Consider the following 13,915-nt stretch of genomic DNA (forward strand, 5'->3'; position numbering starts at 1 on the left):
GCTCACTCCTCCTAAAAATGTTCTTTAAATAGTTTCCCTAATAAGTTTGCGATTCCTGCCTCAAACTAAGAAATATTTTAACAAAGGCGGGAAAAAAGATGAAGAAGCTAATCTCAATCGTGGTGGCGGCGATTGTTCTCCTAACCCCGGCAAAGACATATGCCGAAAAGAAAATCCCGATTTTGGTATACCATTCAATCGCGGAATTCACAGGCACTGGCCAGAAGGAGCTGTATGTGACGCCGGAAAACTTTCAAAGTCAGATGGAATACTTAAAAGCGAACGGTTTTACGCCGCTTACGTTAGAACGCTGGGATGAAGCGGGCCGGGTAGTGAAACCGATTTTCATAACGATCGATGATGGCTATAAGAACAACCTGAGTGTGGCGGCCATTTTTTCAAAAATAAGGGGTGAAACGTTCCGGCCGGCGGCGACTTTGTTCGTTATTTCCGACTTTATCGGGAAAAGGAACCGTTTGTCTAAAGAGGATTTGCGGCAGCTGTCGTCGTCGGGGATGTTCTCGGTCCAGTCGCATACGGCAACCCATCCCGATCTGACGAAAATCACGAATTATGAGTATGAGCTGGGGGAGTCGAAGCGGAAAATCGAGCGGATTACGGGGAAGCCGGTGATTGCGATTTCGTACCCTTATGGGACGGTGAACCGGAAAGTGGTCGACGAAACGAAAAAGTACTATAAGTTCGGGTTGACGACGACGCCTGGACCTCTTGTGAAAAGTAGTGCGCCAAATGAGAACTTCGAACTACCGCGTACATATGTGAAATATTCGACTTCGCTGGAGGAGTTTGCCCGGATTGCCGCGGGGGAATTAGGGGGATGACGGCTGTCTTCCAAGGCATAACAATTTCATCCGCTTTGGCAACGTGTTAAGATGGTCACTAGAACAATTGAGAGAATTTGGAGTGTGAGGAATGAAGAAGGGGCAAATGGACATCAAATTGATTGCGCTTGATATGGACGGAACCCTTTTGAATGACCGTCATGAAGTTTCGGAGGAAAATGAAAGGGCGATCCGGGAGGCGGAGGCGAAAGGGGTTAAGGTTGTCCTCAGCACGGGACGGAATTTGGCGACATGCCGGGATTATGCCGTTTCACTTGAATTGTCTTCCTACCTGGTGACGATCAACGGTGCGGAAATCTGGGGTCCGGAGGGGGATCTTGTTGAACGGAATCCAGTCAGCCTGCCGTTGATGGAATGGATGTTCGACCTATCGAAAAAGCATAAGACCGACTTCTGGGCGATCAGCACGGAGCGGGTTTACCGAAACGAGATTCCGGAAAACCTTGCCGACCATGAGTGGCTGAAGTTCGGTTTTGATATTCCCGATGATGCTGTGCGGGAAGCGGTTTTGAAGCTGCTCCGCGAAAAAAAGGAGCTTGAAATCAGCAATTCAAGCCCTGTTAATATCGAGGTCAATGCCGTGGGGATCAATAAGGGGGAAGCCCTCAAAAAGGTGTGCGGATTTCTCGGGATTGGCATGGAAAATGTCATGGCAGTCGGCGACAGTATGAACGATATGATGATGATCAAAGAGGCCGGCCTCGGGGTCGCGATGGGGAACGCCCAGCCAATCGTGAAGGATGAGGCGGATTGGGTTACGTCCAGCAATAATGAATCCGGGGTTGCGAAGGCGATTAAGGAATGGGTTTTAACTAAATAAATTGCTATGGACCCCTCGCGAGTTGCGGGGGGTTTACCTATCGAATGGAATCGGTATAGTAAATATGTAAAAGTAATAAGTACTGTGGAACAACGGAAACTTGATAAAATTCGCGGAGGGAATCTCAATGGGAATCGTTGGCACTTCGATGTTCAAAGCATATAAGCAGAAAATCTTCTCGTTGCCTTCCCCAATGCGGGACGAGGACTTAAAGAGCGAGCAATTCCTTTTGGAAAAAGACGTACAGCGGAAGCTCGAAATCTTTTACTCGCCATTTGAATACATAAACACAGATGCCAAAATCCTCATTGCCGGCATCACCCCTGGCATGCACCAGATGCGGGTTGCTTACCAAACCGTTCATGATTTTCGTGGCAAGGACGCACCGGATGAGGAAATCCTCCACGAAGTGAAGAAGCGGTCAAGCTTTGAAGGGCAAATGAGAAAAAATCTCGTAGCTATGCTGGACGAGCTTGGGCTCGCCAATCACCTTAGGATTCCAACGACAATGGACCTTTTCGGAAAATCAAACTATTTGGTCCAGACCGCGTCGATTCTGCCGCATGCGGTCTTTTTTGATGGAAAAAATTATAACGGTTCAAGGCCGGACCCGTGGAAAACGGACTTGCTCCGGTTACAGATCGAAACCTATTTCGCAAAGGACCATTCGGTGTTGAACGCGCCGCTCATCATTCCGCTCGGAGTGAACGTCCGGCGTGTGATTGAGGAACTCGGCAATAGCGGGCGGATGGATACACGGTATTTAGTGTCTGGCTTTCCGCATCCTTCGGGAAGCAATGGCCACCGGCATAAACAATTTGCCGAGAACAAAGAGAAAATGCGACAGGAGATTGGCCTCTTTTTCAAGTAGGCGAGTTCCTGCCGCATTTTTGTTTTGGATTGTTCAACCACGGGCATTACCCTGTAATCCTCATTAAGCGTTCGCTCGTCATCTCGTCGAGCAGCTTGTTATTGAGAGCCCTGGCCATTTTCTGCGTCATATCAAGGACGCGCCTCATGCCTTCCTTGTAGCCCCGCATAATTGCCAGCTCGTCGCAGCGGATTTCGGATTCCACATTCAGCTGGTCCTTTTCCACAGGATTTTCAATATGCCCGAGCTCATGCCAGATGATTGCTTCTTTTACTTCCGGATCCGAGCAAAATTGATTGTAATTGTAAACGACGATGAACCAGTCAATTCCGGGCATCATCGATTTATAAAACATCGTCAAAAGCCGTGTGTCAATTCCGGCCAGCTCCAAATAACGGCCGCTTTTCAGCCCATACGCCTGCAGGATTGTCTCCCTGCCTTCCAAAATAACAACCTTCCCATCAAGCCCGTATTTTTTGCTATCGAGCTCTTCGCAAAAACAAATCATGCTGTTTTCCCCCATTTGCTGTTTTTCTCTGTTATCATTGTTAAATGTATATGCAACATTTAAACAATGTTTTATACATTTATTTTTGTAAGTATACAACAGTGAAACCGCTTACTAAAAGAGTAAATTTTATGAATTTTCAAAATAAATTTCTTGACAAATAGAAAAGGGGTTGTTTCATTTGGCCGACAAGGTTCTCGTTTATACGACAAATGACTGCATTGAGTGCACAATGGTGAAAAGGGTACTCGAGGAGGAGGGAGTACCGTTCGAGACGAGAAATATTTCCGAAGACCCTCTTTTTAAAAAAGAAGTCGAACAATACGGTTTCCTGGGGGTGCCAGTCACGGTTTACGGGGATAAGGCGGTTAAGGGCTTCCGGAATGAACTGAAAGAGATTATTGAACTGGCAAAGAAAAGATAATTTTCATACCAAACTGTACGGGAAAAAGGCGATCAACATAACAATCCAGACTGTCGATTGGCTGTTAAATGCATAAAAAAATGGCCTCTTTTACTGGAGGCCAATCAATTAAAAGATAACTGTTTTCTTTCATTTTCGATCAGGATTTTACCAAAGATACCTTTGACCTTAAGGTCTAAAATATAGGAAGGATCCTCCAAATTCCGATAACTATTATTCTTTCTGATCATAAAAATACCTGGAGAATAGCTCCCATAAACAGAAGTCATAGTTAGTTCCTTCCGTTCATTAACTTCTGAATAAATTAGTTTAAACGTATCACAGTTATAATCCAGGCACCGGACTTTGTAGGTTTCTTCCATCCAGCTTGCATACTGGCTTTCGGTTGGTTTGGTCCACATTAATATCGCACTGACAATCAAAAGTAAAGAAACAAATGAGATAGCAATCAATTTTTTCCTTTTCATCGAATTCCCCCATTTTCATAAAGTCATTTAAATTTTCCTGCAATTTTAAAAACGATTAGGCTTCTTCAGGAATTCGCCCCTTTACCCGGAGGATTTCATCGACACATAAGAAAATCAGCGAGGCGCTAAGGCTGTAGATGACCATGAATTTGCCGCCAATTAAGACAAGCCCAAAGAGAATGTGAAGAATGAATCGTGAGAGGAATGCCAGTGTTCCAGAGGATAGTTTTCTTGAAACAAATTCAGCGAAGCAGGCGGCCGCCAATCCATACGTCATAATCGCCAAAGCAAAAATGAGAAAGACCATCCACAAAGTTGCTATCCCAATTTCATTATAATGATAAATGTAAACGGCAAGGGTGGATAAAGGAATTGCCAGCAAGCCAGCTTTAATTTTTCGAATTACTGTGGTCCAGACCATTGACTGACTCCCCTTTAATTTTTTCTACCAGGACACATTTACAAGGATGGCCGAAGCTGCCGCGGCAAAAAGAGGGATAAAGTATGCATACACAGCTGCTTTTTTTAAAAAATATGTTCATGTTATGCAAAGACGTCACGGCGATTCGAATAATCTTCATAAAAAATCCCACTATTTACAAAATAAACGATATAGCCGAATTATTCAAAATATTTCCATCGACAAATTGGTTTAAACAAAAAAATGCTTTTCACTTACACAATAATTCTTTGATTACCCGCTGCGGTATTGCTTCCTCATTTTTTAAAAAAGCTTTCACGCCTCATAAGCAAAATGTTTCCTATTCCGCCAAGTCTGGTATACTCTATCCTATGGGTTAAATGGTTAACCTGCCATATTGTTATTTTAGGAGCATTGAGATGTATCAGACATTTACAACAAAAGAAAAAATCAAACAAATTTTTGTTATGCTGATTCCTATCCTGATTACACAGCTCGGGATGTTTTCGATGGTGTTTTTCAGCACGATTATGTCGGGGAAATACAATCCGGCCGACCTTGCCGGAGTGGCAATCGGTTCGTCGATTTGGAATCCGGTGTTCGTTGGCTTGAGCGGAATCCTGCTCGCAGTTTCGCCAATTGCAGCACAAAAGTTTGGCGAAAAGAAAGACCACGAAGTTTCCTCAATCCTTTCACACGGTATCTACCTTGCAATCGGGATTGCGCTGATTGTCATCGTCGCAGGGGCGCTTGTACTGAATCCGCTGTTAAACGCGATGGATTTGCATCCGCGTGTCCATGAAACTGCACACAACTACCTCGTTAATCTCGGGTTTGGAATCATTCCATTGTTCATCTTCAACGTACTGCGTTCATTCATTTATGCGCTCGGCAAAACGAGAATTGTCATGGTTATCCTCCTGATGGCGCTGCCGGTCAATTTCTTTCTGAACTTTGTACTTATTTTCGGAAATCTGGGATTCCCGGAACTGGGCGGGGCGGGTGCCGGGATTGCGACATCCGTAACGTTTTGGGTTATTACGGGAATAACGGCCTTTATCATCAAAACGAAGGAACCTTTTTCCGCTTATGTGTCTCTTAACAACTTTAAAGAAATTTCGAGTGGGCGTTTTTCGGAAATTTTGAAAATCGGAATTCCGATGGGGTTTTCGCTCTTTTTTGAAACGAGCATGTTCGCCGTTGTGACGATCCTTATTTCAAAATTCAATGTCACAACGATCGCGGCTTACCAATCGGCTTTGAATATTGTTTCGTTCCTGTACATGGTCCCAATTTCAATCTCGATGGCGCAAACGGTCCTCGTCGGGTTCGAAGTAGGCGCGCGCAGGTACCGGGATGCCCGGGCTTACAGCTGGCTTGGCATCATCCTGGCCATTATTACCGCAACGGGTACGGGAACTCTTGTCGTGCTGTTCCGCGACCAGGTCGCCGGCCTTTATTCGAATGACGCGGCTGTTATCGCACTGACCGGATCATTCCTGATTTACGCATTGTTCTTCCAATTTGCCGACGCCATCCAGGTAACCGCGCTTGCCGCACTCCGCGGTTATAAGGACGTGAATCTTGCGTTCATCATGACGCTGATTGCATACTGGCTCGTCTGTTTGCCGATCGGTTACATGTTGGCACACAATACCGGCCTTGGCGCTCCGGGTTACTGGATTGGCCTGACAATCGGTCTTTTGGCAGCAGGAATCGCGCTGTCCTCCAGGCTCCTCTACATTCAGAAACACAAATTTCCAAGCGAAGACGCTTTAGTAGCAGAAAACCTTTAATCCGGGAAACGGATTGAAGGTTTTTTTCTTTTAGGGAGGCTTTTCAAAAACTTTATGGTGAAAAAATAAGAATTCTTTTTTGGGAGTACAAAAACTTAATTTACACTCAAATTAGCAGTCCAGTTCACAACTGAATTGGACTGCATCTTTTTGTTGATGTAACAAGATTTTTTGTGCATTTAAAGATGTTTTAGCTAAAATCCGAATCCCATTTAGGAAGCTGACATAAGTAATTGTCGAATTGCCAATTCGGATGTAATTGCCAAAAGAAGCGGGGGGCGAAAATGATAAACGTGTTTTTGGATATTTATGTTAAAATGATAAGAGAACTTATTCAAGATAAGGGAGTTTAGCGGAAGAAGGAATCCGTAGTAAATACTAGAATAAATATAAATAACGGCAGGTAATTGAAAAAGGGAGTTGGGGAGTTATGTCTAAGTTATTCGGATTTTTAATAATTAGTTTATCACTACTTACAGCCTCAATTTTATTGCAAGTTGCTATGGCAGCAGGGCAAAGTTTGCATACTGTTTCTGTTTTGCTCATTTTAATCGTTTTTATTCTTGGTATTTTAATGCTGATACCTAAAGGTAAGGATCAAAACAATAAAGAGGTATTAGTGCCAGATGAAGAAATAGAGGCAGAATTACTGAATTCTAACTCTAAAAATCAATAAAATCGCTGGATACGATGAACTGCTGAAGAATGATGTAGTGAATTCCTTCTTGTACTAAGAGGGAGTTATGTTGAAGAAGATTATCTAAAGCATTAAATAGAAAAATGGATAATTATGTTGAAACTAGAGGGATTAGAACTATTTGATAGGGAGGTTCTGATTTGAGGGTATTATTAGAGTTAACTCGTATTATTTTGATATTTTTATTTCTTGGAAGTATTTTAGGATATGCAGTTGGAGCATTATATTCTGATTTCGGTATAAATATGGAACAATATGGATGGGCTTGCGTGCTTGGGATTTATGTTATCCTTTTTGTTCTTTACAGAAATAGATGGCAGTTTTCAGGTTGGTATAAGGGTGAAGGGAGAGAAAAGCTCCCACCAAAGCTCTCCAAAATACTAATACTAAGTTCCATAGTCTTAATTCTTTCTCCACCCATTATAAATAGCATCTTTAACTAATTGGGCGATTGGTCAATAGGAGTATTGCCGCCCACATATTGAACAAACGGGGTAGAATAGTGAAGGAAGGAATATTCAGTTAGGATGATGAATTTACTACATTAAGTCGTTAAAATTTTTGGGATAATCTATATTTAAACGGCTTTTCGATGCAAATAAAAGAGGAGAGGTTTTTTGAAAAACTTAATTCTGTATTGGAGGATATTTGTCGTAGTTGCGTTAACGGTGCTTTTCTTGATGAAGGTTATAAGTCAATTCATCTTCCTATCATTTCTTTCAGGAATTATTATCTTTGTTGGGATTCCTTGGTTATATACTAAGGTAACGAAAAAATAGTATTTTAAATTGTGAAGGATTGCACTTAAACTATCGGGTGCGTATCTTAAACAACGTGCTACTATAAAGTAAGCTCGAAGCATACTTGCTCCGGGCTTTTTTCGTGCTAATTTTACTGCATAAGTGTTTGCGAATTCATTTGCGAAATACACTACGAAAGGCACTGCCAATTCTAATTTTGCACTTCAAAACCGAACCCATTTTTCTAAGAGAAATAGGTTTTTTTTTATTGGAAAAAGTTTGGCGGAAAGTGTTCCTAAAATTTTTTCCACAAAATGCTTTTCTTTTTCCAAACCATCGAATATAATCAACTGTATTAAGAGTAATAGTACACCTAGTACACGTAGTACAGATAGGGGGTCACCATGTTCGATCTTGACCTTAGGAGCCGGAAGCCGATATATGAGCAGCTTGTTGAGAAGCTGAAGGAGCTGATTGTCAATGAAGTGATGAAGGCTGATGAGCAGCTGCCGTCGGTGCGGACTCTTGCGCAGGATTTGACAATTAATCCGAATACAATTCAGAAGGCGTACCGCGAGTTGGAGATTCAAGGATTCATTTACTCGCTGAAGGGCAAGGGCAGCTTTGTCAACCCGATTGCAAAAGGAATGGAGAAGGAGAAGATTTCGCAGGTGAAGCAGGAACTAGAGAAGCTTATTTTAGAAGCATTGTTTCTTGGCGTGACGGTGGAGGAGCTGCAGGCCATGGTTGTAGAGACAGATGCCAAGAAGGGGGCAGACTGAAATGATTCAAATGAATAGTGTGGTAAAAACTTTTAACAGCCAGCCTGCCGTTCAACGTGTCGACATGAACATCGGGCATGGTTCGATATATGGATTGATTGGTTCGAACGGTGCAGGAAAGACGACCTTGATTAAGATGCTTGCCGGAATTTACAGGCAGGACAGCGGCGAAATCACGTTGGACGGGGAGCCTGTTTACGGGAATACAGCCTTGAAGGACAGGATTTTTTTCATCCCCGACCAGCCGTATTTTTTGCCTCAGTACACGACGAAGCAGATGGCCCATTTTTACCGGAGCATGTATTCCCGCTGGAACGGACAGCGTTTTGAAAAATTAAAGGAAGTTTTCGAGATTGATATGAACAAGAAAATCCATACGTTTTCAAAAGGGGTTCAGCGGCAGGTTGCGTTTTGGCTTGGCCTTTCGGCGATGCCGGATTTCCTGATCCTCGATGAGCCGATGGATGGACTGGACCCTGTTGTCCGGAGGAAGGTAAAAAACCTGCTCGTCCAGGATGTGGCCGAAAGGGAAATGACGATTTTGGTATCATCCCACAACCTCCGCGAGATTGAGGATTTTTGCGATCATATTGGCATTTTACATAAAGGAAAACTCCTTCTCGAAAAAGATATTGATGATTTGAAGTCAGACATCCACAAAGTACAGCTGGCTTACAAGGATGGGATTCCACAGGGCCTGACTGAACAATTGAATGTGCTTCACTCCGAACGAAGGGGGAGTGTGCAGGTCCTGATTGTGAGGGGCAGCGAAGACGAAATAGTAGGTTTGATTAAAAAGACCAGCCCAGTTATTTTCGATTGGCTTCCGCTTACCCTTGAAGAAATTTTCATCTATGAAATGGGGGATATTGGGTATGCCATCAAGAATGTCATTGTTTAATAAAGATATGATTCTTCAGATCGGACGCAGTGTCGGCTGGATTTCGATCGTATACTTCCTCGTCCTGCTCTTCATCTTGCCGATCCGGATGATGATGATGTATGCGGACAGGGATATCCACGGATGGGCACCACAGGAAACTTTGTTCCTATACGAATTTGGTATTCAATTCGTATTATTGATAGCCGCGCCTGTGCTGTTATCGGTTTTCCTTTACCGCTACCTTCACGTCAGGCAGTGGTCGGACCTTATGCACAGCCTGCCGATAAAAAGGACGCATATTTACAATTTTTATACTGTAGCCGGATTGGTCTTTTTGGCTCTTCCGATTTTGCTGATTGGTGTAATCATTCTTGTCCTGCACACCGTATACGGCTGGAATTTGTATATGTCTGTTGAGGATATTGCGATCTGGACTGGGCTGACGCTTGTTTTTAATTTCCTTTTTTACCTCGCGGGGGTTTTTGTCGCGATGGTTACCGGAATTTCCGCGGTACAGGCGGTTCTCACGTATATTTTACTCCTGTTTCCCGCGGGCATATCGCTTTTGGTCATCTACAATCTTGGTATGCTGCTTTACGGGTTTCCAAGCAGCTATTATGGCGTCCGCAATCTTGAATACTTGTCGCCGCTCACGAATTTTACCGTACTTGAAACTTCAAAAGGCCATATTGGCTGGATGGAAGTGCTCGTCTACATAGCCATCTCGGCTGTTCTGTATGTGCTCGGCCTATTCATCTATCAAAAAAGAAAAACCGAGGCTGCCTCCGATGCGATTGCTTTCGATTCACTGAAAGTTGTCTTCAAATTCGGAGTGACTGTTTGCACAATGATGCTCGGCGGGATGTATTTCGGTGATTTCCAGCGCTCTTTTGGATGGATGGTATTTGGCTATGCCTTTGGAGCGAGTATCGGATACTTTGTTGCCGAAATGGTTTTACAAAAGACATGGCGTGTCTTCAACAATTTCCGTGGTTTCGCGATTTATGCGGGTATAATCGCCGTGATGATTTTGGGGCTGCAGGCTTTTGGCCCATATGAAAAGCATATTCCTGCCCAAAAAGAAATAGAGAGCGTGTTGATTACGAATTATTTACGCATATACGACGATACCGATGCACTCTACCGGCCGGTTCCGCTGAAGGGTGAAGAGGCGATTGAACTGGCCAGGGAACTTCACGCTACGATTATTGAAAAGGGAAAATCCAACAGCCGGGAACCACGGATAACCCAGCAATTTTTCATAACGTATGAACTGAAAGACGGCGGGAAAGTTGTCCGGGAATACAACATCAATCCCAATGAATATGAATCATGGCTCAGGCCGCTTGAGCTTTCCAAGGAATATAAACATTCAATCAATCCAATTTTCAAAATAAAAGAATCTTCGTTAAGGCAAATTGTCATTCATGATGGCGTTGGGTTAAACAAAAAGGTAATCATTTCCGAGAGCCGCGAGGTTAAAGAAGCTCTGTCCATCTTAAAAAAGGAAGTTGAAAACGAGTCATATGAAGAATGGAAAAAGCCTGTCGGCACAAAATCAATCATCGAAATCCAGTCCTACAAGGGTTCTGTCCAGCTTGATTTAAAAAAATCATACAACGAGTTTGCGGCTTGGCTGAATGAGTTGGGGCTGTTGGAGGAAGCAAGCATCTCTGCGAAAGATGTCGAATATATAGCAGTTTTAAAAAATTCCCAGGATTGGAGGAGCCGGTATACGGGTGAATTTTTCGACAATCCTTTAATGCCGTATTCAAACAAGCTAATCATTAAAGAAAAACAGGATATCCAGCGCGCTTTGGAACAATCAGGGCGGGGCTGGGGCGAAAACGAAGGCTATGTCGCGGTTGTTGTTTATAAACAGTACGGAATGAAGGAAATGAGGTCATTCGATGAAAACAATGTCCCGGAATTCATTAAAAGCCATTTTGATAAATGATTTTTGACAGAAAGAGAATTTTTCAGGATGAAAGGGGGTCCATCCAAATGAAGGAGCTGGATTTCGACCAACTGTATTCAACGTACGCGGGGAAGCTGCAACAAATCGCATACAGCATCACTCGGGATTTCCACCTCGCTGAGGATGTTGTCCAGGAGAGTTTTTTAAAAGCATATAAAAAGCTTAGTACGCTGCAGGATACTAGGAAAATTGCCGCATGGCTTGGTTCAGTGACAAGAAGGACCGCGATTGATTTCGTCAGGGGTGAAAAGCGGAAACGGTGGATGCCTGCGGACCAGACCGTGATGGAGCAACGGATTTCGGAACAGGGAGCTGCTGAATCGACCGAGAAGAAGATTGAATTTATGGCCCTTAAGGAAGAAGTGCGCGGTGCCGTCTACCGGATGGGTAAGGAGTACCAAAATGTTCTTGTCCTGCGGATTGATTATGGGATGAAGGAGGACGAGATTGCATCTGTCCTGAACCTGAAATCGGGAACGGTGAGGACGAGGCTGTACCGGGCCCGGCTCCATTTGAAAAAAGCGGTGCTTGATAAGCAGCCTGCATGATTTTTTTGAAAAATTTACTAGACTAGGAGATTTCGAATGATATCGATAAAGAACTTGTCCCATGATTTTGAGATTGGGAAAAAGGGGCATAAAACGGTGATTCCCGTTCTGAAGGATGTTTCACTTACGGTCGGCGAGGGTGAAATTGTCACAATCGTTGGGCGGAGCGGGTCCGGGAAGTCGACGCTTCTGAACCTAGTAAGCGGGTTTATCCGTCCGAAGCAGGGAGAAATTTCGATTAACGGAACAACGGTTACTGGCTTGAGCGAGGCGAAGTTTGCTGATTTCCGGATTAAGCATGTGGGCTTTATTTTCCAAAGCTTTCAGCTGATCCCGAGCATGACGGCGTACGAGAACGTTGAATTGCCGCTCGTTTTACAAGGAATGAGCGAGTCGCGGAGGAAAAAGAAAACCGAGGAGATGCTTGAGAAAGTCGGGCTGCTCGAATTCCGCGACCATTATCCGGGCGAATTGTCCGGCGGCCAGCAGCAGCGTGTCAGCATTTCAAGGGCGCTTGTCGTCAACCCGCCAATCATCCTTGCAGATGAGCCGACGGGCAGCCTGGACAGTGAAACGGAGAAGGAACTCCTTGATTTCATCGTCCAGCTGAACCGCGAGCTCGGCATCACGTTCCTAATCATCACACACGATGAACAGGTGGCAAGGGTCGGGCATCGGACGATTGAACTTAGGGATGGCAGGGTGTTTGAGGGGGTTTACGCATGAAGCTGAAAGACCAGTTCCGGTTCGTCCGGCAAAATATGAAGAAAAGTAAGACACGCGTGTTCATGACGATTTTGGCGGCGGCAATGGGGAGCGCATTCCTCATCGTCCTCGCCTCAGTCGGATTCGGGCTTCATAAATCTGTCGTAAAGGAAATCACCGAGCGGCAGATTGTCACCGAGATACAGGTGCATGGGAAGCAGGAAAGTACGGATGGATACCATCAATTAAGCGATGCAGATATTGCCAAGTTTGAGAAAATCGATAATGTTAAGGCAGTAACGAGGAGGAAAAACCTTCAGCAGGACGGGCACTTTGAGTATGGTAAGCATGAAGCTTTCGCCCAAACGGTGGTCACGCATATGCCTTCCGAGCTGAAAGCCGGCTTTGAATTGTCCGAAGGAAAGGTTGCTGAAAAAGACAACGAGATTATCCTCGGCTACAATTTCATTGATGGGTTTGTTCCGAAGAATTTTGAAGGCGATGACTTGTATGACAATCATGGAAAAATAAAGAAAGAATACCAGGTTGGCGAATCGTTGCTTGGAAAAACGCTGACGCTGACTGTCCGGAAGTTCGAGGATGGAAAAGAAGTGAAGCAGCCGTTCGAGGTAAAAGTGGCAGGCATCAGAAAAGAACCTTCAAAGCAATGGATGCACGACAGAACCGTTTTTATTTCCGAAGGCCTTATGAAGCAAATTGAAGAGTTCACAGGAACCCCACGCGGCATGATAAAGGACCAGAACAATCCCGATATGGAAATTGAGCCGCGGCCGGACAATTCCTATGATGAAGTGAAGGTGTACGCGAAAAACCTTGAAGCGGTAAAGGCAATTTCAGATAAACTTGAGAAGGATAAGTATTATGTTTACTCGGTCGTGAGTGAGCTAAAGAATGTGAATACGATGTTCATGATAGTAAAAGCCGGGTTGATCTTCATTGGCACCATCGCTGTCCTGATTGCTTCCATTGGCATTTACAACACGATGACGATGGCGGTTACCGAGCGCTCTCAGGATATCGGCATCATGAAAGCAATCGGGGCGAACCCGAAAACAATTAAAAGCATCTTCCTTTTGGAAAGCAGCTACATCGGCATTATCGGCGCCGCGATTGGGACGGCGGTCGCCTACTTAATTAGTTTTGCCGTCAATTTCGGCCTGCCGCTAATCATCAAGCAGGCGTTCGGCGAAAATCCGCCGGAAGGTTTGACGTTCAGCAGCATCCCGTGGTCGCTGCCAGTCATCAGCTTTGTTATTTGTTACATCGTTACAATTCTGTCGGGCATGCGTCCGGCAAAACGCGCCACCCAGGTTGATGTGTTAAGCGCTTTGAGAAGGGAAGTATAAATTAGGAGAGTACCCAGGCTTGGTTGGCCGGGGTGCTCTTTTTTG

The 13,915-nt window shown here is 44.4% G+C and carries 16 protein-coding genes; 13 read left to right on the plus strand and 3 right to left on the minus strand.

Annotated features, from left to right (window positions below):
* The first annotated feature begins 98 nt into the window (after positions 1 to 98).
* The 3 genes from ADU24_RS09615 to ADU24_RS09625 all read left to right on the plus strand — a co-directional run bounded on the left by ADU24_RS09615 (position 99) and on the right by ADU24_RS09625 (position 2,554).
* On the plus strand, positions 99 to 842 hold the full coding sequence (locus ADU24_RS09615) for a polysaccharide deacetylase family protein (RefSeq protein ID WP_053366423.1): 744 nt from the start codon (positions 99 to 101) through the stop codon (positions 840 to 842).
* A 91-nt stretch (positions 843 to 933) separates the two neighbouring features.
* The gene (locus ADU24_RS09620; protein ID WP_053366424.1) at positions 934 to 1,683 is read left to right on the plus strand and encodes a Cof-type HAD-IIB family hydrolase; all 750 of its coding nucleotides are present in this window, start codon (positions 934 to 936) and stop codon (positions 1,681 to 1,683) included.
* 127 nt (positions 1,684 to 1,810) lie between these two features.
* Positions 1,811 to 2,554, plus strand: a complete 744-nt coding sequence (locus ADU24_RS09625) for a hypothetical protein (RefSeq protein ID WP_053366425.1) — start codon at positions 1,811 to 1,813, stop codon at positions 2,552 to 2,554.
* Between the two features lie 46 nt (positions 2,555 to 2,600).
* Here ADU24_RS09625 and ADU24_RS09630 read toward each other — a convergent pair whose 3' ends face one another.
* On the minus strand, positions 2,601 to 3,062 hold the full coding sequence (locus ADU24_RS09630) for a hypothetical protein (RefSeq protein ID WP_053366426.1): 462 nt from the start codon (positions 3,060 to 3,062) through the stop codon (positions 2,601 to 2,603).
* Between the two features lie 181 nt (positions 3,063 to 3,243).
* On the opposite strand from ADU24_RS09630, the gene ADU24_RS09635 reads away from it, so the two are divergent.
* A complete protein-coding gene (locus ADU24_RS09635) occupies positions 3,244 to 3,486 on the plus strand; it encodes a glutaredoxin family protein (protein ID WP_053366427.1) in 243 nt (80 codons plus the stop codon).
* Positions 3,487 to 3,590: 104 nt separating this feature from the next.
* On the opposite strand, the gene ADU24_RS09640 is transcribed toward ADU24_RS09635, so the two are convergent.
* Both ADU24_RS09640 and ADU24_RS09645 read right to left on the minus strand, forming a co-directional pair.
* Complete coding sequence (locus tag ADU24_RS09640) at positions 3,591 to 3,953, minus strand: hypothetical protein (protein ID WP_053366428.1); 363 nt, start codon at positions 3,951 to 3,953, stop codon at positions 3,591 to 3,593.
* Between the two features lie 55 nt (positions 3,954 to 4,008).
* Complete coding sequence (locus tag ADU24_RS09645) at positions 4,009 to 4,374, minus strand: hypothetical protein (protein ID WP_053366429.1); 366 nt, start codon at positions 4,372 to 4,374, stop codon at positions 4,009 to 4,011.
* A 419-nt stretch (positions 4,375 to 4,793) separates the two neighbouring features.
* Between ADU24_RS09645 and ADU24_RS09655 the strand changes: the two genes are divergently transcribed.
* The 9 genes from ADU24_RS09655 to ADU24_RS09695 all read left to right on the plus strand — a co-directional run bounded on the left by ADU24_RS09655 (position 4,794) and on the right by ADU24_RS09695 (position 13,870).
* Positions 4,794 to 6,170, plus strand: coding sequence for an MATE family efflux transporter (locus ADU24_RS09655; RefSeq protein WP_053366431.1), 1,377 nt, complete (start codon positions 4,794 to 4,796; stop codon positions 6,168 to 6,170).
* Positions 6,171 to 6,600: 430 nt separating this feature from the next.
* Positions 6,601 to 6,846 carry a hypothetical protein gene (locus ADU24_RS09660; protein ID WP_053366432.1) on the plus strand — a complete coding sequence of 82 codons (246 nt, stop codon included), beginning with the start codon at positions 6,601 to 6,603 and terminating at the stop codon, positions 6,844 to 6,846.
* Positions 6,847 to 7,007: 161 nt separating this feature from the next.
* On the plus strand, positions 7,008 to 7,310 hold the full coding sequence (locus ADU24_RS09665) for a hypothetical protein (RefSeq protein WP_053366433.1): 303 nt from the start codon (positions 7,008 to 7,010) through the stop codon (positions 7,308 to 7,310).
* 701 nt (positions 7,311 to 8,011) lie between these two features.
* The gene (locus ADU24_RS09670; protein ID WP_053366434.1) at positions 8,012 to 8,389 is read left to right on the plus strand and encodes a GntR family transcriptional regulator; all 378 of its coding nucleotides are present in this window, start codon (positions 8,012 to 8,014) and stop codon (positions 8,387 to 8,389) included.
* Position 8,390: 1 nt separating this feature from the next.
* Positions 8,391 to 9,290 (plus strand): ABC transporter ATP-binding protein, encoded by a 900-nt coding sequence (locus ADU24_RS09675; RefSeq protein ID WP_053366435.1) that lies wholly within the window; start codon positions 8,391 to 8,393, stop codon positions 9,288 to 9,290.
* Complete coding sequence (locus ADU24_RS09680; protein ID WP_053366436.1) at positions 9,265 to 11,229, plus strand: DUF6449 domain-containing protein; 1,965 nt, start codon at positions 9,265 to 9,267, stop codon at positions 11,227 to 11,229. Before ADU24_RS09675 ends, ADU24_RS09680 begins: the two co-directional genes overlap by 26 nt.
* Before the next feature lie 47 nt (positions 11,230 to 11,276).
* Positions 11,277 to 11,798: an RNA polymerase sigma factor gene (locus tag ADU24_RS09685; RefSeq protein ID WP_053366437.1), complete on the plus strand. Its 522-nt coding sequence runs from the start codon at positions 11,277 to 11,279 to the stop codon at positions 11,796 to 11,798.
* A gap of 36 nt (positions 11,799 to 11,834) precedes the next feature.
* On the plus strand, positions 11,835 to 12,524 hold the full coding sequence (locus ADU24_RS09690) for an ABC transporter ATP-binding protein (RefSeq protein ID WP_053366438.1): 690 nt from the start codon (positions 11,835 to 11,837) through the stop codon (positions 12,522 to 12,524).
* Complete coding sequence (locus ADU24_RS09695) at positions 12,521 to 13,870, plus strand: ABC transporter permease (protein ID WP_053366439.1); 1,350 nt, start codon at positions 12,521 to 12,523, stop codon at positions 13,868 to 13,870. The genes ADU24_RS09690 and ADU24_RS09695 overlap by 4 nt, the downstream gene beginning before the upstream one ends.
* Positions 13,871 to 13,915: the final 45 nt, after the last annotated feature.

Origin of the sequence: Bacillus sp. FJAT-27245, assembly GCF_001273955.1 — a bacterium.
In the GTDB taxonomy this organism is placed as follows: domain Bacteria; phylum Bacillota; class Bacilli; order Bacillales; family Cytobacillaceae; genus Bacillus_D.

Coding starts and splice junctions, on each gene's coding strand:
- ADU24_RS09615 (WP_053366423.1), top strand. CDS start 99: ATGAAGAAGCTAATCTCAATCGTGGTGGCGGCGATTGTTCTCCTAACC.
- ADU24_RS09620 (WP_053366424.1), top strand. CDS start 934: ATGAAGAAGGGGCAAATGGACATCAAATTGATTGCGCTTGATATGGAC.
- ADU24_RS09625 (WP_053366425.1), top strand. CDS start 1,811: ATGGGAATCGTTGGCACTTCGATGTTCAAAGCATATAAGCAGAAAATC.
- ADU24_RS09630 (WP_053366426.1), bottom strand. CDS start 3,062: ATGATTTGTTTTTGCGAAGAGCTCGATAGCAAAAAATACGGGCTTGAT.
- ADU24_RS09640 (WP_053366428.1), bottom strand. CDS start 3,953: ATGAAAAGGAAAAAATTGATTGCTATCTCATTTGTTTCTTTACTTTTG.
- ADU24_RS09645 (WP_053366429.1), bottom strand. CDS start 4,374: ATGGTCTGGACCACAGTAATTCGAAAAATTAAAGCTGGCTTGCTGGCA.
- ADU24_RS09655 (WP_053366431.1), top strand. CDS start 4,794: ATGTATCAGACATTTACAACAAAAGAAAAAATCAAACAAATTTTTGTT.
- ADU24_RS09660 (WP_053366432.1), top strand. CDS start 6,601: ATGTCTAAGTTATTCGGATTTTTAATAATTAGTTTATCACTACTTACA.
- ADU24_RS09670 (WP_053366434.1), top strand. CDS start 8,012: ATGTTCGATCTTGACCTTAGGAGCCGGAAGCCGATATATGAGCAGCTT.
- ADU24_RS09675 (WP_053366435.1), top strand. CDS start 8,391: ATGATTCAAATGAATAGTGTGGTAAAAACTTTTAACAGCCAGCCTGCC.
- ADU24_RS09680 (WP_053366436.1), top strand. CDS start 9,265: ATGCCATCAAGAATGTCATTGTTTAATAAAGATATGATTCTTCAGATC.
- ADU24_RS09685 (WP_053366437.1), top strand. CDS start 11,277: ATGAAGGAGCTGGATTTCGACCAACTGTATTCAACGTACGCGGGGAAG.
- ADU24_RS09690 (WP_053366438.1), top strand. CDS start 11,835: ATGATATCGATAAAGAACTTGTCCCATGATTTTGAGATTGGGAAAAAG.
- ADU24_RS09695 (WP_053366439.1), top strand. CDS start 12,521: ATGAAGCTGAAAGACCAGTTCCGGTTCGTCCGGCAAAATATGAAGAAA.